At 74.1% G+C, this 22,870-nt stretch carries 16 protein-coding genes; 9 read left to right on the top strand and 7 right to left on the bottom strand.

Annotated elements, in window-relative coordinates:
* The 3 genes from HF577_RS28605 to HF577_RS39895 form a co-directional block, all read left to right on the top strand.
* The coding region (locus HF577_RS28605) for a sigma-70 family RNA polymerase sigma factor (RefSeq protein ID WP_407692244.1) at positions 1–525 on the top strand (525 nt) is incomplete at its 5' end.
* Complete coding sequence (locus HF577_RS28600; protein ID WP_169399085.1) at positions 525–1,235, top strand: anti-sigma factor; 711 nt, start codon at positions 525–527, stop codon at positions 1,233–1,235. The genes HF577_RS28605 and HF577_RS28600, both read left to right, overlap by 1 nt.
* Before the next feature lie 466 nt (positions 1,236–1,701).
* Positions 1,702–4,302, top strand: a complete 2,601-nt coding sequence (locus HF577_RS39895; protein WP_169399084.1) for a helix-turn-helix transcriptional regulator — start codon at positions 1,702–1,704, stop codon at positions 4,300–4,302.
* A 21-nt stretch (positions 4,303–4,323) separates the two neighbouring features.
* Here the strand turns inward: HF577_RS39895 and HF577_RS28590 are convergent, their stop codons facing one another.
* On the bottom strand, positions 4,324–5,757 hold the full coding sequence (locus HF577_RS28590; RefSeq protein WP_169399083.1) for a flavin monoamine oxidase family protein: 1,434 nt from the start codon (positions 5,755–5,757) through the stop codon (positions 4,324–4,326).
* Between the two features lie 559 nt (positions 5,758–6,316).
* On the opposite strand from HF577_RS28590, the gene HF577_RS39890 reads away from it, so the two are divergent.
* The 3 genes from HF577_RS39890 to HF577_RS28575 are packed head-to-tail and all read left to right on the top strand — an operon-like array spanning position 6,317 to position 12,343.
* Positions 6,317–9,481 carry a ferritin-like domain-containing protein gene (locus tag HF577_RS39890; RefSeq protein ID WP_169399082.1) on the top strand — a complete coding sequence of 1,055 codons (3,165 nt, stop codon included), beginning with the start codon at positions 6,317–6,319 and terminating at the stop codon, positions 9,479–9,481.
* On the top strand, positions 9,471–11,090 hold the full coding sequence (locus HF577_RS28580) for an FAD-dependent monooxygenase (RefSeq protein ID WP_169399081.1): 1,620 nt from the start codon (positions 9,471–9,473) through the stop codon (positions 11,088–11,090). Before HF577_RS39890 ends, HF577_RS28580 begins: the two co-directional genes overlap by 11 nt.
* Positions 11,087–12,343 carry a cytochrome P450 gene (locus HF577_RS28575; RefSeq protein ID WP_169399080.1) on the top strand — a complete coding sequence of 419 codons (1,257 nt, stop codon included), beginning with the start codon at positions 11,087–11,089 and terminating at the stop codon, positions 12,341–12,343. Before HF577_RS28580 ends, HF577_RS28575 begins: the two co-directional genes overlap by 4 nt.
* A gap of 12 nt (positions 12,344–12,355) precedes the next feature.
* Here HF577_RS28575 and HF577_RS28570 read toward each other — a convergent pair whose 3' ends face one another.
* From HF577_RS28570 to HF577_RS28560, 3 genes are all read right to left on the bottom strand, one after another.
* Positions 12,356–12,931 (bottom strand): potassium channel family protein, encoded by a 576-nt coding sequence (locus HF577_RS28570; RefSeq protein WP_169399079.1) that lies wholly within the window; start codon positions 12,929–12,931, stop codon positions 12,356–12,358.
* Positions 12,932–12,945: 14 nt separating this feature from the next.
* Positions 12,946–13,119, bottom strand: coding sequence for a hypothetical protein (locus HF577_RS28565; RefSeq protein WP_169399078.1), 174 nt, complete (start codon positions 13,117–13,119; stop codon positions 12,946–12,948).
* Positions 13,120–13,189: 70 nt separating this feature from the next.
* Positions 13,190–13,645: a DUF7144 family membrane protein gene (locus tag HF577_RS28560; protein ID WP_246267450.1), complete on the bottom strand. Its 456-nt coding sequence runs from the start codon at positions 13,643–13,645 to the stop codon at positions 13,190–13,192.
* 193 nt (positions 13,646–13,838) lie between these two features.
* On the opposite strand from HF577_RS28560, the gene HF577_RS28555 reads away from it, so the two are divergent.
* On the top strand, positions 13,839–15,023 hold the full coding sequence (locus tag HF577_RS28555; protein ID WP_169399077.1) for an AI-2E family transporter: 1,185 nt from the start codon (positions 13,839–13,841) through the stop codon (positions 15,021–15,023).
* Positions 15,024–15,034: 11 nt separating this feature from the next.
* On the opposite strand, the gene HF577_RS28550 is transcribed toward HF577_RS28555, so the two are convergent.
* The 3 genes from HF577_RS28550 to HF577_RS28540 all read right to left on the bottom strand — a co-directional run bounded on the left by HF577_RS28550 (position 15,035) and on the right by HF577_RS28540 (position 20,648).
* On the bottom strand, positions 15,035–15,271 hold the full coding sequence (locus tag HF577_RS28550) for a hypothetical protein (RefSeq protein ID WP_169399076.1): 237 nt from the start codon (positions 15,269–15,271) through the stop codon (positions 15,035–15,037).
* Between the two features lie 116 nt (positions 15,272–15,387).
* Positions 15,388–18,030 carry a LuxR C-terminal-related transcriptional regulator gene (locus tag HF577_RS39885; RefSeq protein ID WP_169399075.1) on the bottom strand — a complete coding sequence of 881 codons (2,643 nt, stop codon included), beginning with the start codon at positions 18,028–18,030 and terminating at the stop codon, positions 15,388–15,390.
* 29 nt (positions 18,031–18,059) lie between these two features.
* Entirely contained in the window at positions 18,060–20,648 is a 2,589-nt protein-coding gene (locus HF577_RS28540) for a LuxR C-terminal-related transcriptional regulator (protein ID WP_169399074.1), read from the bottom strand.
* A 637-nt stretch (positions 20,649–21,285) separates the two neighbouring features.
* Between HF577_RS28540 and HF577_RS28535 the strand changes: the two genes are divergently transcribed.
* The gene (locus tag HF577_RS28535; protein ID WP_169399073.1) at positions 21,286–21,501 is read left to right on the top strand and encodes a hypothetical protein; all 216 of its coding nucleotides are present in this window, start codon (positions 21,286–21,288) and stop codon (positions 21,499–21,501) included.
* Between the two features lie 94 nt (positions 21,502–21,595).
* A partial coding sequence (locus HF577_RS28530; RefSeq protein ID WP_169399072.1) for a chloride channel protein occupies positions 21,596–22,870 on the top strand: 1,275 nt, incomplete at its 3' end.

The raw sequence follows: 22,870 nt of genomic DNA, 5'->3' as shown, positions 1-22,870 counted from the left end.
CGCCGGAACATGGCGGACGAGGCGCTCGTCCGCTCGTTGTTCAACGAGCACGGCAAGGCGATGCTGGGGTACGCCACGAGGTTGACGGGTGATCGTGCCGCGGCCGAGGACGTCGTGCAGGAGGCGATGCTGCGGGCGTGGCGCAGCCCGGACAGCCTGATCAACAGCAGGGGTTCGGTGCGCGGGTGGCTGCTCACCGTGATCCGCAACATCATCATCGACCGGGCTCGGGCCCGCAACGCCCGGCCCACGGAGGTGGCCGAGACGCAGAACACGGTGCCGGTCGAGCGCGACCACGCCGACCGGGTGGTCGACAGCATCGTCGTGCTCGACGCGCTGGAGCACCTCTCGACCGAGCACCGTGATGTGCTCGTGCAGATGTACCTGCACGGACGCACGGTCGGCGAGACCGCCGAGGTGCTCGGTATCCCGAGTGGCACGGTGAAGTCGCGCTCCTACTACGCCCTGCGAGCACTGCGTGACCACTTCCCGAAGCGCCCGGTAGGCGTGGAAGGAGCTGCGTGATGAGGCTGTCGGACGACCATGTCGACATCGACGGCTACATCGTCGGCGGCCTGGATCCCGACACGGCCCGGGCGGTCGAACTCCACCTCGCCGGATGCGCCGACTGCCGGGACGAGGTGCACTCCCTGCGCGAGGTCCAGGAGCTGCTCGCCTCGGTCCCCGTGGAGGCGTTCCTGGAGGGCCCACCGGACGACGCGGACCTCCTGTTGCAGCGCACCCTGCGCCAGATGCGCACCGACGTGTCGGGCACGACCGGCCGCCGCACGCGCTGGGCGGCCGCGGCAGGGGTGGTCGCGGCGGCCGCCGCGCTCTGCGTCGGCGTGCTCGTCGGCCGGACCATGGCGGACGTTCCGCAGGTGCTCGCGGACGGTCCCACGCCGACCTCCGCGTCTCCCCAGGTGCCGGGCACCCGGTTCGCGAGTGCGCAGGACCCCACCACCGGCGCCCGGCTGACCGTGCGCATGGTGCCGGCCGCCGGTTGGGTCCGGGTCAACGCGGCGGTGACGGGGATCCCCGCCGGCCAGGCGTGCCAGCTGATCGTGGTGGGCCGCGACGGTCAGCGTCAGACGGCCGGGAGCTGGCTCGTCTCGTCGTCGACGGCGGCCCAGGGGGTCACCCTCGACGGCACGGTGCTGCTCGACCCCGCTGCGGTCACCCAGGTTCTCGTGCAGAACACCAGTGGGCACCGGTTCGTCACAGCGAACGTCTGACACCGGCCGCGCAGGGCGGGCTCGCCGTCGCGAGCGCACCGCCGACGCCGGTCGTCCGTGACGCCCTTCTCCACCCGCTCTGGCCGCCGGCCGCGGGAACGGCCGAAACCGGCCCGTCACGCAGGCTGTATTCGCCGGCCCGGGTGCCTCTCCGCTCTGTCCCCGTGCGCCGAGTACAACGGCAGCTCGGCGCATAGGCGCTCCGATGAGTTTCTCCGAATGGGTAACGCCCGGGATGGGTGCAGCGAAGCGGCTGCGTGTGCGACCGTCGTCGTCTGCACTCGCAGCGCTCGAGTTCCCGAGGAGCCGTATGACCCCGCGCGTGGAACGTCGACGGGACAGGCGCGTCCGACGACCGGTCGGGAGACCCGGCCGGCCATCGATGAAAGAACGTGAAGCCGAGCTCGCGGAAATAACCCGCCGGCTCCGATCCACGATTGACACGGGGTCGGGCTGCGTCATCTCCGTGACGGGTTACCGCGGCGCCGGGAGAACCAGGCTGCTGAATGCGGCGGGCGAAATCGCGCGCGCCGAGGGATTCGAGGTCCTGGACGTCGAGGCGGACGAACTGCTGGACAGCGCGCCACTGGCCGTGGTGTCGGTCCCTCTGCACATCCCGGAGCCGAGGGTCGAAGCCGCGGAATCCGGTGCTTCCGAGCTGCCCGACGACATCGGTACGGCGCCGCGGACGGGCCCCGTTCTCGTTGCGCTCGACGATCTGCATCTGGCGCACCAGGACGCGCTCGCGAATTTGCGTGGAGTGGTCCGGCGGCTCGCCGTGCAGCCGGTCGTGTGGCTGCTGTCCTCGCCGACCGGCGACGGGTCGCACCACCTCGAGCAGCTCCTGCGGTCGGTCCGGGGCCGGGTCGCGATCTGTGAGATGCCGCTGCGCCCGCTGTCCGACGGTGCCGTCCGGGAACTCGCCGCCGAGATGCTCGGTGGGGAGCCGAGCGGCGCCGTCGAGGAGCTGATCAGGTCGGCGGACGGCAACCCGAAGTTCGTCGTGTCGATCGTCGAGGGGCTCCTCGACGACGTCCCCGCGCCCGACGCCGCACCGACCGACGTGGTCCCCGCGCATTTTCGCACCCTGGTGACCCGCCGGATCCAGGAGATGTCGCCCGCTGCGCACGGGGTGCTGGAGGTGGCTGCGGTGCTCGGCTCGTCGGTCGTTCCCGACGACCTGGCCCGGATGCTCGGCGTGACCATCGGCTCGCTGACCCCGATCCTCAAGGAGGCGCTGGCCGCGAGGATCCTGGTCGCCGAGTCGGATCAGATGTTCTTCCGCCACCGGGCGATCCGGCAGGCCCTGGTCGACGGGCTGCCGGTGCCCATCCGCGCCGCGGTCCACCGGCAGGCGGCCGAGATGTTCCTGGCCCAGCGGGGCCGGCTCGTGGAGGGGGCACTGCACCTCGTGCGGGGGGCCCGGGACGTCGACGACGTCACGGTGGAGATCCTCCGCCGAGCCACGGAGGCGGCCCGGGACACCCAGCCGGACATGGGCGCCGAGCTGATCCGGCACGGGCTGGAACTGGTCCCGAGCACCCACGACAAGTTCGGTTCGCTGGCCGCGCTCGCGATCGACGTATGGGGCCGGGTGGGCCCACTGTCGCGGGTCGTCGAGCTCGGCGCGGACCCGTCGCTCCGGTCGCTCGGACCGGCGCAGGCCGCCGAGACGCGCAGCCGGCTGGCGATCGCCCACCTGATGCAGGGCGACGCGGCCGCGGCCCTGGCGGCGGCCGAGCAGGTGCTCGCCGACGGGCGGAGCCCCGCTGCGGTGCGCGGCGAGGCGGCGCTCACCCGGCTGTGGGCACTGCTGAGCCAGGACGGCGACCTGGCCCGCGCGTCGGCCGACGAGCTGGACGAGCGGGACGGGCCGGCCGCGACCGACCGTGGACCTCGGCTCGGCGTGCTCGCCGCCCTCGCCTGGCGGGCAGGCGACGCGGCGGAGGCGCTGCGGCTGAGCCGGGAGGCGACGCAGCAGGCCGTGGCGAACCCGATGACGGCGCACGGTTGCCACCCCCCGGTGCTGATCCTGACGTCCCTGGGGCGGTTCGACGAGGCGGAGGAGTGGCTCGCCAAGCCGGCGGACGAGCCCGCCGTGCTGGGGGGAAGCGTGCGCCGCGTCGCGCGGGGCCACCTGCTCTTCGCCAGGGGGCGGCTCGGTGCCGCGGAGGCCGAGCTGAGCGCCGCACTCGCCTTCGCCGCGCGTGCCGGGGTCGGCATGGGCACCTCGGTCGCCTGGACGGTGCTGGCGATGGGTGCCGTCATGCGCGGCGACCCCGGGGGAGCGGCCCGGAGCGTCCGTGGCCTGCTGGCCGCACTGCCCGTGGACGGCGGGTACGCCCGCCCGCAGCTCGGGGAGCTGATCCGGGCGCGGGTCGCGGAGGCGGAGGACGACCGGCGCACGGTGATGGAGATGCTCGACCGCATCGCGGCGGGCGCGGACGCCCTGCCCGGCCTGCTGCTCCAGCACCCCTCACACGCGGCGTGGCTGGTGCGTGCGTCGCTCGCCTGCGGTCGCGGGTCGCTCGCCGAGCGGGTCGTCGCCGTCGCCGCCGACCTCGCGGCCCACGCCCCGGACGTCGACACGCTGGCCGGCTCGGCCGCGCACGCCCGAGGACTGCTGCTGCGCAGGCCGGACGCCCTCGGGCTCGCCGTCGAGCGGCACGTCGACCCGTGGTGCCGCGCGTCCGCGGCGGAGGACCTGGCAGGTGCGCTCCCGTCCGGCGACCAGCAGCGTGTCGTGGAGGTGCTCACCACCGCGCTCGGTCTCTACGGGGACGTCGGTGCCGAACGGGACGCCGCCCGGATCCGGAAGAAGCTGCGCGGGCTGGGCATCCGGCGCCGGCACTGGAAGTACGCCAGCCGGCCGACCAGCGGGTGGGAGAGCCTCACCGACAAGGAGCGCCAGGTGGCCGACCTGGCGCTGCAGGGCCTCACGAACCAGCAGATCGCCGGGCGGTTGTTCCTCTCTCCGCACACGGTGGCGTTCCACCTGCGGCAGGTGTTCCGCAAGCTCGAGGTGCACTCCCGGCTGGAGCTGGTCCACCACGCGGCGGGTCACTGACCGGGCCCCGGCCGCCGGCGGTCAGCCGATGCGCCCGGCCCGGGCAGCGGCGGGCAGGCGGATGTGGCGCACGACCTCGCGTGCCGACTCGACGGCACCCTCGATCCACGCCGGGTACGAGGAGCAGTGCTCGCCTGCGAAGAGGAGCCGCCCCTCCGGCCGGGCGGCCAGCAGACGCTCGTCCTCGCAGGTCCCGGGATCCTTTCCCCAGCGGGCGGCCGCGGCACCGTGACTCCACCGATCCTGGCCCCAGGACCGGGTGACGACCTCGCGCACCATCCCGGGCCGGGACAGCTGCGGGTGGATCGCGCTGAGCTCGTCGAGCACGACGGAGGTGCGCGTCGCGGGATCCATGTCGTCGAGGACCTGCGCGTCGGTGCCGATGCTGTAGCTCGCCAGCAGCGCGGCGCCGTGCACCGGGTCGTGTTCCACCGGCGGGTAGTAGGTCTGGCGCACCACGCCGCCGGTGAACGAGGCGCCGCCCATGATCCCGTCGCGCTGCCAGAAGGGCTCCCGGCACAGCAGCGCGATCTTGGTTCCCGGCCAGTAGGCCATGTCGTGGATCAGCTCGAGCTTGTCCGGGTGCAGACCGCGCAGCGCGATGTGCCGCAGCACGGAGAACGGAACCGTGCAGACGACGGCATCGCACTCCATGACCGTGACCTCGGCGCCGTTCCGGACGATCAGCCGGACCCCCCGGGCGTGCACGTCGATGCCTACCACCTCGTGCCCGACGAGGATGTCCCCGCGGAGACCGGCCGCGAGCCGGTGGGCGATCTGGTCCATCCCGCCGGTGAGCCGGGACAGGGGCAGGCTCGTCTCGGCGGCCATGTCCGCGAAGAAGGACAGGAGCCGGCCACCGTGCTGCATCGCCGCGCGGGAGTGGTCGGTGAAGAACGTGTTGAGATCGACCCCGCCGCTCCACCGGGTGCCGAGATAGGGGCGGACGTCGATCCCGTCGACGAAGGTGAGCAGCTCCCTGAGCACGTCGTCGGACATCGCATGGGCGAAGTCGGCGGGCGCGGTGGCGGTGGCGCTCGCCGCGAGCCAGGCGGCGAACCGGACGGTGTCCTCCCGGTGGTCCGCCGCCGGCAGGCGGGACCGGAGCTGTTGCACCAGTACGGGCGGCGCGTCCCGCACCTGGACGTGACCGACCGCGGTGTGGACGAAGGTCCGGTCGTCGGAGAACAGCGTCAGGAACGGACGGAGCCGGCTGCCGAGCCCGAGTTCCCGGATGAGCGCCATGGTGCGTTCGTGGGCGCCGGGGATCCGCATGGCGCCCAGCTCCACCAGCGGACCGGGCTGCACGCTCCCGAAACGGTGCGTGCGGATACGGCCGCCGACCGCCCGGCGGCTCTCGAGGACCGTGACGTCGTGCCCTCGGCGCTCGAGCTCGCGGGAGGCGACCAGGCCTGCGGCACCGGCGCCGATCACCACGATCCGGGTGGCCTGCACGGGCTCCGCATCGAGCGGAACGGCTACGGATCGATCCTCGGCGCATGACATTTCCGCGGGCGTACTCATGGGAATTGCGCTCCCTCGTGGCGAGCCCATCGAGCGGGGGTGGGCGCCATTCCTCAGCGTGCTCGTCACACGGTTCGCCGCACATCCCCGGACGATGGCTGCGGTGGACGGTTCCGAGCCCGATTTCCGGTGGCGGCCGATCGGGGTCGCGGGTCCAACCCACACGACCGGATGGACTCTCCGGGTGAGCGGTGTGGCGTTATCCGGGGGGCAGTCTGTTCTTGCGGAGTGCGCTGCGGGTCTCGTACCGGGTGCGCCGTCCTCCATTCGCCGGGCGCGCGCTACGTGGATATTCCGGGACGGAAACGATTTCGCCGGTAGGGGTCTGCCTGCCCGTCCGATGCCCTCAGCACCGTCCGGTCGTGCGGGGTGAGCGGCCGATTCCGCGCCCGTGCCGGCGCAGGCCCCGTCAACGGCGGCCCTCGATAGGGGATGTGTCGCCTCATCCGCCTCGTGATAATCGAATCGGCGGAAGTGGGGGAGCTACCTGGTGAGTGTCTTCGACGTGCCGCGCCTGCATTTCCGGGGGACGGCCACCACCCAGCTCCCGACCGGACCGCGCAGTGGCCTGGTGGATCTGGCGACGAACACGGCGTTGCTGCCCGACGGGCGGCCCGCGCCCGGTGATCTTCCGCCGGAGAGATATCACGGCCTGCTCGGTGCGGCGAAGGGCGACACCTTCGGCGGCAACGGCCATTTCGCGGTGGCTGCCACGCTGGTGGCGGCGGAACCTACCGCCGGTGAGATCGACATGCATGATCCGGTCGTCGGCAGCACTGTCGATCTCTGGGGCCACTACAACGAGTATCTGGCGACCACGGTCAACAGGGCGCGGATATTCGACGTCGACCCCTCCTCGAACTGGACCACCGCGCTGGCCGTCGGCCAGTTCGGTTTCGGCCGCCGGGGACGGTCGCACGACGTGGGCTACCTGCTGCTCGGCGACGTGCAGGGGATGCACCCGGCGCGCTGGCACGACTCGGCCGGTGGGCCGCCCGGTGGCTGGACCAGCACGTTCCAGTTCGTGGTCAGCGACCACGGGGGCCTCACGTGGTTTCCCGACCCGACGGCCTCCCCGGTCACCGCGCGGCTGCGCGAGACGGTCGGGACCCCCGGGTGCTCGGGCCTGGTCGTGCAGTTCGTGCTGGGCGGGCCGCCCGTGCAGGGCGTGCCGGGCGGGCCGAGCCGCCGGCCGGTGTGGGGGACGATCGCGCCGTGGCGTCCGGCGGAGCTGCGGACCTACCCGGCCGGGCGGCTGCTCGTGCCCGAGCGGGGTGCCCGCTGGCCGAGCCCGGTCGGCGTCGAGGTGGCGGCCGGGCACGTGACCGTCAACCTGGTCGGTTCGCCGTCGGCGTGGCCCGGGCTGCGCGCGCGCAGGCTCGAGGTGCGGACGGGGGAGACCGACCGGCTGGTGGCCGTGCTGGACGGGATCGACGCGGACCCGACCTCCGGGGTGGTGACGGTGCCGGCCCGCGCCGGATCGGAGGTGGCCGGCGGCGAGGCGCTGCTCGTCGTCGAGCGGCCCCCCGACGGGACCGCCGCCCCGACCGTGCTGCTGCGTGAACGGGAGACCGTCCTCCAGACCGACGACGCCGTCCTGATCGTGGACCATCCCCGGGGTCCGGCGGACGACGAGCAGGACGTCGAGGTGGCGTTCCGGGCGTTCCACCGGGGCCGTCCCGCCGCCGTCGACCCGGTGCACGTGACGCAGTACGTCAACCCGCGGGCGATCCCCCGTGACCCGGTGGCGAGGCGGCCGCACGCGCGGAGCGGGGACGTGCGGACGGCGCGGCTGCGCGGCGGGCGGTCGGGGGACGCCGGCGAGTGGGGCGACTCCTGCACCACGCACACCGACGGCGAGGGGCGCGGCTGGTTCGGGCTGCGCGGGGCGCGGGCCGGCTGCGCGCGGGTGCTGCTCTCCGCCGAGCCGCACGACCGGCCCTGCGGCCCGGGCGAGCCGGGTTCCGCCGTCACCGGCTACGACAACGACGACCGCCTCGGCTTCTGGTCCGGCGCGGGATGGTTGTCGCTGCGCGTCCTGCCCGACGACTGGCACCTCGCCGACATCCCGGAGGAGCAGGTCACCTTCGAGCTGCTCTACCGCGAGATCTTCGCCTACTACGAGTTCCTCTACTCGTTCATGAAGGACGAGGTCTTCAGCCTCGCCGAGCGGATCAAGGTGGAGAACTACGCCCAGCTGATCTGGCAGATGAGCGATCCGCGGAACCTGGCGAAGACCTACTACATGCCGCCGACGCGGGACCTGTCCGCGCCCAAGGCGGAGCTGCTGCGGAAGTTCCTGATCGCGCGCCGCTCCTCGACCGTGGTGCCGGAGATCGGGCAGGCCCCGGTGGAGGTCCACCGGCGGATCTCCGGCCGCGGCGAGCTCGTGGCCGCGCTGCGCCAGGCGGTGGCGGTCGAGCTGGCCGTGATGCTGCAGTACCTCTACGCGGCGTACTCGGTGCCGACGTACGCGGCGGCCGAGGCCTTCGTCGACCGCGGTCTGTGGACCCCCGAGCAGCTGCGGGTCGCCCTGGGTGACGGCGGAGAGACCCTCGACGGCGGCGTCCGGGGAAAGCTGGTGGAGATCGCGCGCGAGGAGATGATCCATTTCCTCCTCGTCAACAACATCCTCATGGCTCTCGGTGAGCCCTTCTGCGTCCCCGCGCTGGACTTCGGCGCGCTCGGCACCGACCTGCCGGTGCCCCTGGACCTGTGCCTCGAAGGGCTCGACATCGCCACCGTGGCGCGGTTCATCGCGATCGAGCAGCCCGCGGTGGGCACGCCGGAGGTACGGCGACCCGACCTGCCCACCACCACCGGCGCGGCGGGTGCGGGCCGGTACGAGACGTTGAGCGAGATGTACGCGCGGATCCGTCAGGGGCTGCAGGACGTCCCGGATCTCTTCCTGGTGGCGCCCGGCCGGGGAGGCGGCGAGCACCATCTGTTCCTCCGCCGCTCGATCAACGCCCGGCACCCGGACTACCAGCTCGAGGTCGACGACCTGGCCAGTGCGCTCTTCGCCATCGACATCGTCACCGAGCAGGGCGAGGGCGGGATGCTCGGGGCCGGGGACAGCGGGGAGGACTCGCACTTCGCGTCGTTCCTGCGGATGTCGGAGCTGCTGGTCGAGGTGCGCAACAAGGCGGAGTCCGGTGCCGGCCGGCCGTGGAGCCCGGCCTTCCCGGTGGTGCGCAACCCGACGCTGCGGGCCGACCGCCCGGCACGGACGCTGGTGACCGATCCGACGGCCCGCCACGCGATGCGGATCTTCAACGAGGCCTACTCCGTGATGCTCCAGCTCATCGTGCAGCACTTCGCGGAGTCACCCGACGGCCGCCTCCGACGCTCGGTCCTCATGAACTCGGCGATCGAGGTCATGAACGGCCTGATGCGGCCGGTGTCCGAGCTGCTCGTGACACTCCCGTCGGGCGTGCGCGGCCGGACCGCCGGGCCGTCCTTCGAGCTCGACGTCGAACCGGGCCCGGTCCCGCGGCCGGATGTGGCCCGCCGGGCACTGGCCCGGCGGTTCGAGCAGCTGGCGCGGGAGTGCGCGGCCTGCCCGGTGATGCCGCAGCGCGTCGCCGACTCGGCCACCTCGCTGGCACGGCTGTTCCGTGACCTGGACGGGAGCACCACGAACCATGGTTGCTGATCAGCAGACCGACGTCGTCGTCGTGGGCGGCGGCCCGGTGGGCCTGGCGATGGGCCTGGAGCTGCGGGCGCGCGGGGTCGACTTCGTCCTGGCCGAGAAGGGTGATCTCGCGGTGCCGCACCCGCGGGTCGGTTCCGTCGGGCCGCGCTCGATGGAGCTGTTCCGGCGGTGGGGGGTGGCCGACCGGGTCCGGGGCGCGGGCTGGCCCGCCGACCATTCCCTGGACAGCGTCTGGGTCACGCGGGTCGGCGGGCACGAGCTGTACCGGCTGGACCGCGCGACGATGGCCACCCGCCGCCCCTTCGCGCACACCCCCGAGCCGGACGCCATCTGCCCCCAGCACTGGCTGACGCCGGTGCTGGCCGACGAGCTCGGCGTGGCACCGGACGGCCCGATCAGGACGCGGTGCGCCGTGGCCGGTGTCGTCGAGAGCCCCGACGGGGTCACGGTCACCGTGGTCGACCGGGACACCGGGCGCCAGGGCACGATCGCGGCCCGGTTCCTCGTCGCGTGCGACGGCACGTCGTCGCCGATCCGGAAGGACTGCGGGATCCCGGCGCCCACCCGGTACCGCACCCAGGTCTTCCGCAACATCCTGTTCCGCGCCCCCCGGCTGCGCGAGCAGCTGGGATCGCGCCACGCGCTCTTCTACTACCTGATGCTCTCCTCGTCGCTGCGGTTCCCGCTACGCGCCCTCGACGGGACGTCGCTGTACCGCCTGACGGTCGGGATCGGGGGGAGCCCGGAGGCCGAGGGGCCGCCACGAACGCTGGTGAGCCGGGCGCTGGCGGTCGACACCCCGTTCGAGGTGCTGTCCGACGACCGGTGGCACCTCGTGCAGCGGGTCGCCGACGAGTTCCGCAGCGGCCGGGTCTTCCTGGTCGGGGACGCCGCGCACACGCTGTCCCCGTCCGGCGGTTTCGGCATGAACACCGGCATCTGCGGTGCTGCCGACCTGGGCTGGAAGCTGGCCGCCGAGCTCTCGGGCTGGGCGGGCCCGGGGCTGCTCGACACCTACCGCACCGAGCGGCGCCCGGTGGCCGTGGCGGGGCTGGAGGAGGCCAACCGCAACCTGCAGCGCACGATGAAGCGCGAGGTCCCTCCCGAGATCCACCTCTCGACGGCGGACGGCGAGCGGGCACGGGCGGCGATGGCCGAGCGGCTCGAGCGCAGCGGGGTCGGCCGGGAGTTCGACGCGCCGATGATCCACCTGGGCTTCCGCTACAGCTCGCCGATCATCGTCCCGGACGAGGAGGAGGACGAGGACGACGTGGTGCAGCGGCCCAACAGCCTGCCCGGGTCGCGGGCCCCGCACGCCTGGCTCGCCCCCGGGGTCTCCACCCTCGACCTGTTCGGCGACGGGTTCCGGCTGCTGTGTTTCGCCGCGTCCGACCGCCGGGTGGCCTTCGAGCGGGCGTTCGCCCGGCGCGGTGTGCCGCTGGCCGCCACGGACTGCACCCTGCCCGAGGTGGCGGCGCTGTACGAGCGGGCCTTCGTCCTCGTCCGGCCGGACGGGCACGTCGCATGGCGCGCCGATGAGCTGCCGTCGGACGCGACGGGCCTCGCCGACCGGGTGCGCGGGGCCGGCCGCCTGTGCGGTGCGGCATGAGCGGGGTGGGCCGCGCCCTGCCCGCGTTCACGTTGCGGGGGTGGAGTCGCGGTGACATCGCCGACCCGTACCCGGTCTACCGGCGCTTCCGCGAGGTGGCGCCCGTGCAGCGGGCCGACCCCGACGGCGGTGGCCCCGCCACCTACTACGTCTTCAGCCACCCGGGCGTGGCCACCGTGCTCACCAGCAGGCACTGCGGGCGCAGCCCGCTGCCCTCGGGGCCGGGCACCGCGGCCGACGGGCTCGTCCCCGACCGGTTTGCGACGCTGCGCGACCTGGTGGACAACTGGCTGGTGTTCCTGGACCCCCCGCGGCACACCCGCGTGCGGTCCCTGCTGGCCACGGAGTTCTCGCCGGCCGTCGCGGCCGGCCTGCGCCCGCGCATCGAGATGATCGCCGGTGACCTGATCGCGCAGCTGCGGCGCAGGAGCGTGGTGGACGTCGTCGCCGAGTTCGCCGCGCCGCTCCCGATCCTCGTCATCTCGGAGCTGCTCGGGGTGGCGGCGGACCGCCGGGAGTGGCTGCGCGCCGCGTCGACCGCGCTGCAGGAGGCCAGCAGCTCCCGGGCCGCCGCCCGGGATGACGCCCACGACGTCGCGGACGCGGCGGCCCGGCGGCTGTCGGCGTTCTTCGCCGAACAGCTCGACGCCCGTCGCCGGGAGCCGGGGCCCGACCTCATCTCGTTGCTGGCGCTCGCGCAGTCGCGCGAAGTGGCGCCGCTGAGCGACACGGAGATCATCGCCACCTGCGTCCACCTGCTGACCGCCGGTCACGAGACGACGACGAACCTCCTCGCCAAGTCCGTGCTCGCCCTCCTGGCGAACCCGGATGCCCTCGACGAGCTGCGGTCGGACCCCACGTTGCTGCCGGGCGCCGTCGACGAGCTCGTGCGGTACGACCCCCCGGTGCAGGCGGTGAGCCGCTGGGTCCACCGGGACCTGCAGGTGGACCGGCACCGCGTGCCCGCGGGGAGCAAGGTCGTCGCACTGCTCGGGTCCGCGAACCGCGATCCGGCGCGCTGGAGCGACCCCGACCGCCTCGACCTCCACCGGCCACCCGGGCCGCACCTGGGGTTCGGGATGGGCATCCACTACTGCCTCGGGGCGAGCCTCGCGCGGGCCGAGGCGGAGATCGGGCTCAGGTCGCTGCTGGACCTCCTGCCGGACGTCACCGCGACGCCCGGTCCCGTCGACTACGCCGACGACATGATCTTCCACGGCCCGAGCCGGCTCACCGTGGCGCTGTCCGCGTGAGCGCCTCCCGGTTCAGCCACGGGGCGGACCAGGGGGCCGCCCCGTGGCATCCGGGCCGGGCAGGTTGCGCCGGCGCACCGCCACCTGCGCGGCACCCAGCACGACCCGCACGACCAGCCCGACGGCGAGCAGGCCCGTCACCATCTGCAGCATCGTGACGACGCGGGCGAGCTCGGTGAGGGGCACGATGTCGCCGAACCCCACGGTCGCGAAGACGGTGACCGTGAAGTAGAGCGCGTCGGTCCGGCTCAGCGCCTCGTTGAAGCTGTCGGGCTGGTTGGCGTCGATCACGACGTAGATCGCGGCGAACACCAGCAGGAGGATCGGCAGCCCCGTCGCCACGGCCTCGACCGCGCGCACCCGCGGGATGTCGGAACGGAGGATGGCCTGCACCTGCCGCGCCGTCAGCACGGCGAGGAGCACCAGCACGGCCAGGAACCTGAGCCAGGTGCCGAGGTCGAGCGTCAGCCTCAGCGGGGCGAGGTAGTACAGGACGACCAGCACCGTCGTCGTCAGGACCGACCGGAGCACGCTCACCACGACGGCGCGCCGGTACGGGTGCCGACGCTCGCCGCGCCTGTTCGTCACGGCCCGCTCCGGGCTCAGTCCGTGGACGATGCCGCGGGTTCGGCCAGGGCGGAGGAGTCCCGCTCGGGTGCCGCTGACCGGCCGCCGGCCGCGGGGCGGCCCAGGTGTTCCTCGACCCGTTCGAGCATCAGGGCCAGCACGATGATCACCGGCGGCAGGAGCGCCGTGAGGAGGAGGTGGACGACCATCACGCCTCCTCCTCGACGGTCGGACCGCGCGCGGGGGAGAGCCCGGCACGGACGGGTGGGTCGCGCCGCATCAGACGTCGACGGCCTCGCGAGGGGAGGTGCACAGCGCCCAGATCACGAAGACGTCGAGGGCGATGATCAGCAAGGACCAGACGGGGTAGTACGGGATGAACATGAAGTTCACCAGCATGCTCACGACGGCGAGCGCGACACCGACGACCCGCCCCCAGGTCTGGCCGGCGAGCACCGCGGCGCCCGCTACCGCGACGAGGATGCCGACGACGAGGTGGATCCAGCCCCACGTCGTGACGTCGAAGGAGTAGACGTAGTTGAGGCCGACGACATAGACCTCGTTCCGGAACAGGGCCACCAGCCCGGCCAGGGCCTGGAACACCCCGGCGACGATCATGATGGTGCCGGCGAAGACGACGAGCCCGGTCCTCCAGGCCACACGGGTGTCGTGGTGCTCGTGGGTGTCGGCATACCCGGTCGTACCGCCGGGTGTGGCCTGAGGCGATGTGGACATCGAGATTCCTCCTCCGCGTGCTTGTCGGGAAATCGTTGCTCGCATCGGCGCATCCCCCCTCATCCGTGCAGGGTGAGCCGTACCGGCTCCACGGGGCCCCCGGCACGGGAGCGGCGCAGGCATCACCCCGGCCCGGGTGACCGCCCGCCGCGGGTGACGCCGTGGGCGGTTCCCCGTTACTAGCCTCGCCCCGATGACGGACACGGCCCGCAGTCACGGTGTGGCTGCGAGCGAGGGGCCCGGCACCCGCCCCGCACTGCCCCGCGGCCTGATCGTCCTGCTCGGGCTGGCCGCGGCCGTGGTCACGGCGGCGGGTGTGCGGGCGATGGCGTGGCTGGTGGGCCCGGTGTTCCTGGCCCTCGTTCTCGTGATCGCGGTGGCGCCGGTGCGCGACCGGCTGACCCGCCGCGGGCTCCCGGGCTGGCTGAGCACGCTGGTGCTCGTCCTGGCGGTCTACGCGGTGCTGCTGGTCATGTCCGGGGTGGTCGTCGTGTCGGTCGCCCGGCTCGCCACCGTGGTGCCGCAGTACGCGGACCAGGCGCAGCGTCTCGTCACCTCGGCAACGGACACCCTGCAGCAGTTCGGCGTCGGTCCGGCGCAGCTGCGCGCCGCCGAGGACTCGCTGGACTGGGGCAACGTGGCCGTGCTGCTGGGCTCCGTGCTGGAGGGGGTCGCCGGACTGGCCGCCAACCTCGTCCTCCTGCTGGCGCTCGTGCTGTTCCTCACGGTCGACGCGAGCGGGATCGGGGCCAGGCTCGCCGCGATCGGCGGCGACCGCCCGCAGATCGTCACCGCGCTCCACGGCTTTGCCGCGAACACGCGCACGTACCTCGTGGTCACCACCGTGTTCGGGCTGGTCGTCGCGGTCCTGGACTCCGTCGCGCTCCTCCTGCTGGGCGTCCCGCTGGCGATCACCTGGGGCGTGCTGTCGTTCATCACCAACTTCATCCCCAACATCGGGTTCGTGCTGGGGCTGGTCCCGCCCGCCGTCCTGGGGCTGCTCGAGGGCGGGTGGGGGACGGCGGTCGCGGTGATCGTCGTCTACGGCGTCCTCAACTTCGTGATCCAGTCGCTGATCCAGCCGCGGTTCATCGGCAACTCCGTCGGGTTGTCGGTCACGGTCTCCTTCGTCTCGCTGGTGTTCTGGGCCTGGCTCATCGGCCCCCTCGGCGCGGTGCTGGCGATTCCGCTGACGCTGCTGGCGAAGGCGCTGCTGGTCGACGTGGATCCCCGGGCCGGATGGGCGGACGCTCTGCTGCGCGACCATCCGGAGCGGCTCAGCCCGGACGACGACGGACGGCGGGCGGGCGGACCGGCACGTCCGGCGGACGAGGCCGGCGCGGAGGGCGGGACGGCGGCGGGCGGCACCCCGACCTGAGCCCTCCCGGCTCATTCCCCGTCCGGGCGGTGTTCCTCCGCCGACCCCGGGGCCAGGCGCTCCAGGGAGACCACGTGCAGCCCGAGCGCCTGGATCAGAGCGAGCACGGAGTGCATCTGGGCGTCGTCGACCGTGGCGGTGAGCACGGTCTGCGCCGGCACCTCCACCACGTCCATCCCGGCGAACGCGTCCCTGGCCCGCTCCGACAGCCGCCCCGCCAGGCGGAACTCGTAGCGTCGTCCGGGCACAGCAGACCTCCCTCCGCCCGGATCCGTGGGGGAACCCGAGCCCCCGTCCACGGTCATACGGTCCGCGGCGCGCGTCCTCGCCCGGTCCAGGTGATTGCTGTTTCGATCGGGGCCGATCAGGCCAGCAGCCCACGCTCGTGGGCCTGCCGCACCGCCTCCCGGCGGGTGGAGACGGAGAGCTTGGCGTAGATCGAGCGGATGTGGCTCTTGACGGTGTTCACCGACACGGTGAGCTCCGCGGCGATCTCACCCGCGCTGAGCAGCGAGGGCAGCAGCGCCAGCACCACGAGCTCGCGCTCGCTGAGCACCGCGGCCGGCTCGGCGCGGACGGCGCCCCGAGCCGCGGCGAGCCGGGTCTCGAACGTCGTGGCCGGGCCCGGCCGGGCCCGGTCGGCGAGCAGCCGCCGCGTCCGTTCACCGGCGAAGGCGAACGGACGGACGACCCCGATCGACTCGCCCACCGCGAGGGCCGTGCCGAGTGCCGCCCGCCCCTGGGCGCCGTCGTCGCTCTCGAGCGCCGCCTCGGCCTCGACCAGGTGGGCCTCGATCAGGGTGTCCGGGAGCAGGACGGGCACCGCGGCGGCACGGATCGGGGCGACGGCGGCGCGGGCGGCCTCGTGCCGTCCGGCGAGCGCCTCCGTCCACGCCTGCAGCAGCAGCACCTCGCCCACGTGGCCGACGTGCCCCGCGAGCCACCCCGTGACCTCGGAGGCGACGGCGGTGTTGCCCTGCAGCAGCGCCGCGCGATGTTCGAGCACGCCCAGCGCGGCGCGCAGCGCGGGTGGGGCCGGCCCGTCGCCGAGCTCCCGTCGGGCCGCCTGGAGCTCGGCGGCGCCCCGGCTGCGCTCGCCCTCGTCGGCGAGCGCCGCGCCGTGCACGGCATGCAGCGCGCAGGCGGTCTCCGGCGGGATCGTGTCCGGCGCCGTGAGGGCGGACTCGGACCGGGTCCGCGACCCGCTCGGGTCACCGTCGAGCAGGTCGGCGTACGCGAGCACCGCCTCGGCGTCAGCCGACCAGCGCGAGGGGTGCAGGCCGTGGCGCAGCGCCGCCGCGACCGCCACCTCGGCTGCCGCGACCATCCCGCGGTGGTCACGCCGCGCCGCTGCCACGGCCGCCCGGAGGGTGCCGCTCTGCACCTCGAGACGACCGAGGTCGTGCACCGTCGCCAGTGCCGCGCACCGGTCCAGCGCCGCCAGCGCGACGTCGAGGTCCCCGTGGCCGTCGGGCGAGAGCTCGGCCGCCGCGCGGGAGACGTGCAGCAGCGCCTCCAGCTCGGGCTCGACGGCGTCGGTCCCCGGCGCGGGCGCCGTGGCGTCGATCGGGAGCCCGAGGCTCCTGGCCAGCAGCCCGGCGCTGCTGCGCAGGGCCTCGAGCTCCGGGCCGGGTGTGGACGGCCAGGCGTGGCGGGCGTGCTGCAGTTCCGCCGCGGCCGCCGGCAGTGCGCGTTCCTCGAGGTGGACGATCGCGGAGACGACGGCGAGCCACGGATCGGCGCTGCGGGCGGCGGTGCCGACGGCGGCCACGGTGCGCCGGAGCGCGCCGAGCTCGCCACTGACCAGCAACGGCACCGCCGAGCGGTGCAGGAGCTGCGTCAGCACCCGGGCGTCGCCTGCCTGTTCGGCATGGCGCAGCGCGTGCAGGTGCTCGGCCCGCTCGGCCCACCAGCACGCCGCCACCGTCTGCAGATGCCGGTGCAGCGCAGGCCGGTGCCGGTGCAGGTTCGCGCGCAGGTAGGACCGGAGCAGGGTGTGGACGCGGTGTTCCCCCGGGCCCGCGCGCTCCACGAGTGCGGTCTCGTGTCCCATCTCGTCGAGCACGTGCCCGGCGTCCGGCCGCCCCGACAGCTCGACGGCCAGTGCGGTGGGCAGCACCGAGCAGACGCTGACGGCACGCAGGAAGTCCTGGGCGTCGTCGGCGAGCCCGGAGAGGATCTCGCCGGTGAGGTACTCGGCGATGGAGCGTTCGTCGCCGGAGAACTCCACGAGGAACGCCTCGGGGTCGTCGCTGCGCCGCAGCGCCAGCGCCGCGAGCCGCAGCCCGGCCACCCAGCCCTCGGTCCGGGTGTGCAGCAGCGCGACCTGCTCGGTGGACAGGTCGAGGCCCGCCTTGCTCAGCAGCGTCACGGTGTCGTCCATGCCGAACCGGAGCCGGTCGGCGCGGGTCTCGTGCAGGCGCCCCTCCAGTCGCAGCCGGGGCAGTGCGATCGGCGGGTCCACCCGGCTCGACAGCACCAGGCGCAGCCCGGCGGGGCGGCGCGCGGCGAGCCGGGCGAGGTCGCGCACCGGCCGGCGCGCGGTGAGCTCCTGCAGGTCGTCGAGGACCAGGTGGACCGGCGGATCGAGGACGTCGAGTGCCTCGCCCAACCGGTCCACGACGTCACCGGTCCCGCCGGAGGCCTCGGTGGCATGGCGCAGTGGACTGTCCGGACCCACCCCGGGCAGCGCGGTGAGCGCCGCGAGCACGGCCGACCAGAGGCGCCGTGGGTCGTCGTCGTCGGCATCGACCGACACCCAGGCGGTACGGGGCCCCGCCCGGTGGCGCACCCAGTCGGCGAGCAGGAGCGTCTTGCCGTACCCGGCGGGCGCGCTCACGACGACCAGCTGCGCGGCACGGGCCTCGTCGAGCCGGTCGAGCAGCCCGGGGCGGGGCACGAACTCGGGCGGCAGCTCGGGCACCGCCGTCTTCCGGCCGGGGACCCGCAGCGCGCCGGCCGGGCCGGGCCGGGGCGCCGGGAGCTCGGCCGTGGGGACTTCGGACACGGGCACCATCCGTGGCTCCGGGCGCGCGATCATGTCAGCAGACCCTGCTCGTGGGCGGTGAGCACGGCGGTGCGGCGGCTGCTGACCCCGAGCTTGCCGTAGATCGCGCGCACGTGGCTCTTGATGGTGTTGAGCGAGACGTTCAGGTCGTCGGCGATCTCGTCGAGGTTGTGCAGGGACGGCAACCGGGCCAGCACCTCGCGCTCCCGCGCGCTCAGCTCCACCACCGGGTGCGGTGCGGTCGGGCGGCCGGCGGCGAGCGCGCGCACCGCGAAGTCGTCGCGGTCCTCCATCCCGCCGAGCTGGTCGACCAGCACCGCGCGGACGCCGCAGCCCGCGAGGGCGAAGGGGCGCAGCGCGTCGAGCGGCTCGGCCAGCGCCAGCGCCCTCTGCACCGCGTGCCGGACGGCGGCCCGGTCGTCGTCGGCGAGCGCCGCCCGTGCCGCCAGCAACCACGCCTCGACGACCGTGTGCGGCAGCACCGGCTGCAGCCCGCCCTCCAGCAGTGGCTCGACCGCGGCCCGCGCCGCGCGGTACCGCCCCTGCCCCGAGGAGGCGTCAGCCCAGGCACGCATGACCGCCAGCTCGCCGTCCGCCGTGCCCCTGGCCGCCAGCCAGGCCGCGGTCGTGACCGCGGCCGTGGGGTGGCCCAGTGCGAGTGCCGCGTGGTGCTCGAGCAGCGCCGCGGCCGCGGCGAGTGGGACCGGGACGTCGGTGTCGCCCAGCTCGGCGCGGGCGTGCTGCAGCTCCATCAACCCGGCGGTGCGGTCGCCCGTGTCGACGAGCCCCCCGCCGTGCGCGCTGTGCAGCGCGAACCGGATTGCCGGGTCGATGCCGTCCGGTGCCGCGCACAGGCCGTCCGCGGCGGCCTGGAGCGCGATCGTGGGGCGGCCCCGCAGCAGAGCGGCGTGCGCGCGGACCGCCTGCGCCGCTGCCGTCCACGACGGGGGCGTCCCGTCCCGTCGCGCCGCGTCGACCGCGTGGTCCTCCGCGGCGCGCAGGTCGCCCATGGCCCACGCCGCGCCTCCGAGCAGCGTCAGGCAGAGCACCTCCAGGTGCCGTAGCTGCCGGTCGGCGGCGAGCTCCAGCGCGGCTTCGAGCTCCCGCCGTCCCGCCGCGGTCCCGCCGGTGGCGAGGTGCGCGACCCCACGGCCGGTGTGCGCCCACGCGGCCGTCGCCGGATCGTCCGGCACCGGTTCCTCCCCGGTGGGCGCGCTGCCGATCCCGGCGAGCCGCTCCGCCGCGGTGAACAGGGCGGCCGAGTCGGCGACCGGCGGGTCGGCAGCGTGGTGCGACGCTGCGGGCGGGCAGCGGCGCAGCTGCGCGCGGGCGGCCGCGCGGTCACCGCGATCGAGGTGCAGCAGCGCCCGGACCAGCCCGAACCACGGGTCGGACCCCGGATCCGCCGGATCGCACACCGCGTCGAGCGCGAGGTTCAGGGCCGCAACCTCCCCGCGCGCGGCCAGGTCGGCCGCACAGCTGTGCAGCAGCCGGGTGACGCGGGCGGGCTCGCCGGCGGCCACAGCGTGCCGGAGCGCCTCCAGCGGCCGGTTCCGGTCGGCCCACCAGTCGGCGGCCCGACCGTGCAGGCGGGCGGCGCGGCCCGGGCCGTGCCGGTCCAGATCGGCGACCAGGTAGGAGCGCAGCAGGTCCTGCGTCCGGTACTCCGCACGACCCGGTCCGGTGGTGACGACGAGTCCGGTGCGATGTTCGAGGTGGTCGAGGACGTCCGGAGCGTCCTCCCGCCCGGACAGCTCGACGGCCAGCGCCGCCGGGACCACGTCCGAGATGCTCGTCTGCCGCAGGAGCTCGCGTTCGTCCGCGCCCATCTGCGACAGCACCTCGCCGACCAGGTAGTCGGCCACCGGCTGCTCGTCGCCGGAGAACGCGGAGAGGAACACGTCGGGCTCGGGGTGGCGCCGCAGCGGGAGCGCGGCGAGCCGGAGGCCGGCCGCCCAGCCGCCGGTGCGCGCGTGCAGCACGGCGACCTGCGATGCGCGCAGCCGCAGCCCGCACCGCGCCAGCAGGACCACCGACTCGTCGAGCGAGAACCGCAGCTGTTCGGTGCGGAGCTCACACAGCCGCTCCTCCAGCCGCAGCCGGGCCACCGGGAGGCCGGGGTCGGCCCGGCAGGCGAGCACGAGACGCAGCCCGCTCGCCGGGGCGGCGCGTACCAGCATCTGCATGCCGTGCAGGACGTCGTGGTCACGCAGGTGGTGGGCGCCGTCGAGGACGAGCTGGAGCCGCACGGGCAGGGCGTCGAGGCCGTCGAGGAGGTCGTCGAGGAAGTCGAGCAGGACGGTGGTGCGGGACACGGTGAGCCGGCGCAACCGACTCGACAGGGGCACCCCCGGGCAGGCCTCCAGAGCGGCGAGCACCCCGCTCCACAGGCGGTGCGGGTCGTCGTCCTCCTCGTCGAGCGTGAGCCACGCGGTCGGCACCTCGCAGCGGTGGACCCAGTCCGTGAGCAGGAGTGTCTTGCCGAAGCCCGGTGGTGCACACACGAGCGTCACCGGCCGGTCCAGGCCGCGGTCGAGGATCTCGTAGACCGCGTGGCGTGCCACGAACTCCGGCGGAAGCTGCGTGAGCGCGGTCTTCGACCGCGGCACGTGGACCATCTCACCCCCCTCCCGCCCAATGATCAGCGGCGCACGAAACCGAGGAGGTGCGCGCCGCCGCGCGGCGGCACATTTCCCCGGCCGGCGCGCCGGGGACCGGGACGCGATTGGTGGCGGTCACTCTATGAGTGCCGACTTCGGTCGTCCACCCCCTGCCGAACGCCCGCGAAATGCGGATGGCCCAGATTTCCTGGAACGGAGGAAACCGTGTGGCCGTGGGAGTAGCGAATTACGGAAGCACACCGCCTACTGCCGGTACCGGCCTGCCGCCGATGGAGTGAGGCCATTACGCAGATCGGACCGAAAACGGCGTTCCGGCGAACCGCGAACCACCGAGCCCGGCCCGGTGAAGATCGGGAGAAAGACACCCGTCTCGTCGGTTCGACGCCCCCGATCGGGCCGGTGGTGACGCCGGAGGAACCGGGAGGACCGGGAGTCACCCGCGCCGGGTGGTGCTCCGGATTCCCCAGGGAACGACACTGCGGAATCGACCGGATCGACATCAGGGATCACCACCGCCCGGTCGAGCCCGTGTCGCGGAGGGAGCAGACGTGCCGGACGTCGAGCGCACGAGGGGCGGCACCCCGACCCGTCGATCCCGCACCGCAAGCACCGGCTGAGCCCGGGCGCCCGCGCGATGTCGACGGTCTACGAGTTCCGGGTGGACGGCGCGCTCCCGGACGCGGCCAGGGACGCCTTCTGCGACATGCGGATCGAGGAGCTCCCCGCGCAGACGGTCATCTCCGGCCCGGTGATCGACGAGTCCCACCTGCACGGCGTCGTGGCACAGCTGCGGGCACTGGGGCTCACCGTCGTCTCCGCGCGTCCGGTGCCGTCAGCGGGCCGCCCCTGACCGGTCGGCTCACCCGCCGCGGACGATGCCGCGGCGGCGGGAGGTCGAAGAGGGTGGGTGCCCGAGCAGCGGCCCGACGAGGAGAGGCGCGACGATGACGACGAACGCGCCGGCCGCCGGTACTCGGGCCTACCTGCGACTCGTCCTGTTCGGAGCGGTCATCGGCGCGCCGGCTGCGCTGCTCGCGGCGTCGTTCCTGGCGCTGGTCACCACCGTCCAGCGCTGGTTGTGGCACGGCGTCCCCGCCGCGATCGGACAGTCGACGCCGCCGTGGTACCTCGTGCTGGGCCTGCCGCTGGTGGGCGCCGCGATCGTGGCCGCGGGCCGGAAGCTGCTGCCCGGCGACGGTGGCCACAAGCCGCTCGCGGGGATGAGCACGGCGTCCCTGCCACTCCGCGAGATCCCCGGCGTCGCGGTCGCCGCCTTCGGCACCCTCGTCTTCGGTGCCGTGCTCGGCCCGGAGGCGCCGCTGATCGCCCTGGGCTGCGCCGTCGGCGCGGTGGTGGCCAGGCTCGGCCGCCTGGACGCCAAACAGGCAGGGCTGCTCACCACCGCGGGCGCGTTCTCGGCCGTCTCGGCGCTCTTCGGGGGCCCGCTCGTCGCGAGCTTCCTCCTCGTCGAGGGTGGTGTCGGGATGGGTGCGGCGCTCATCCCGGCCCTGCTGCCCGGGCTGGTCGCGGCCGCGGTCGGCTACCTCGTCTTCGTCGGCCTGGGGGACTGGGGTGGTCTGGGGACCACGGCGCTGACCGTGCCCGACCTGCCTCCGTACCCGGAGACGACGGTGCTGGATCTCGCCGTCGCCGTGGCCGTCGGTGTGGTGGTCGCCGTCGTGATCGGGGCGGCACGGCGCCTGGCGGCGGCGGTGGAGGTGCAGTCGCGGGGCCGGATCGCGGTCCCCCTGTTCGCGGGTGCCCTGTGCGTGGGTGCGCTCGCGCTGGCGGTGCGAGCGCTCGGCGGGGACTCGCAGGACCTGCTGTTCTCGGGGCAGTCCGCGCTGCCCAGCCTGGACGCCCAGACCTCCGTGTGGACCCTGGTGATCCTCCTGGTGGCGAAGGCGCTCGCCTACGCCGTCTGCCTGGGCTGCGGCTTCCGCGGCGGTCCCATCTTCCCGTCGATCTTCCTCGGCATCGGCGTGGCCATGGTTCCCGCGATCCTGCTCGGCCAGTCGCCCACGATCGCGGTGGCGGTCGGCGCGGCCGCCGGGATGGTGGCCACGACGCGGCTGCTGTTCGCCCCGGTCCTGTTCGCCACCATCCTCGTCGGCACCGGCTCCCACGACGCCGTACCGGGAGCGGTGCTGGCCGCCGCCGCGGCCTGGCTCACGCTGAACGCCATGGGCGGCAGCCCGACCCCGAACACCACTCCGGCC

It is taken from the genome of Pseudonocardia xinjiangensis (assembly GCF_012911925.1).
In the GTDB taxonomy this organism is placed as follows: domain Bacteria; phylum Actinomycetota; class Actinomycetes; order Mycobacteriales; family Pseudonocardiaceae; genus Pseudonocardia; species Pseudonocardia xinjiangensis.
Note: the sequence above shows the minus strand (reverse complement) of the source record. Positions and strands in the feature narration are given on the sequence as shown.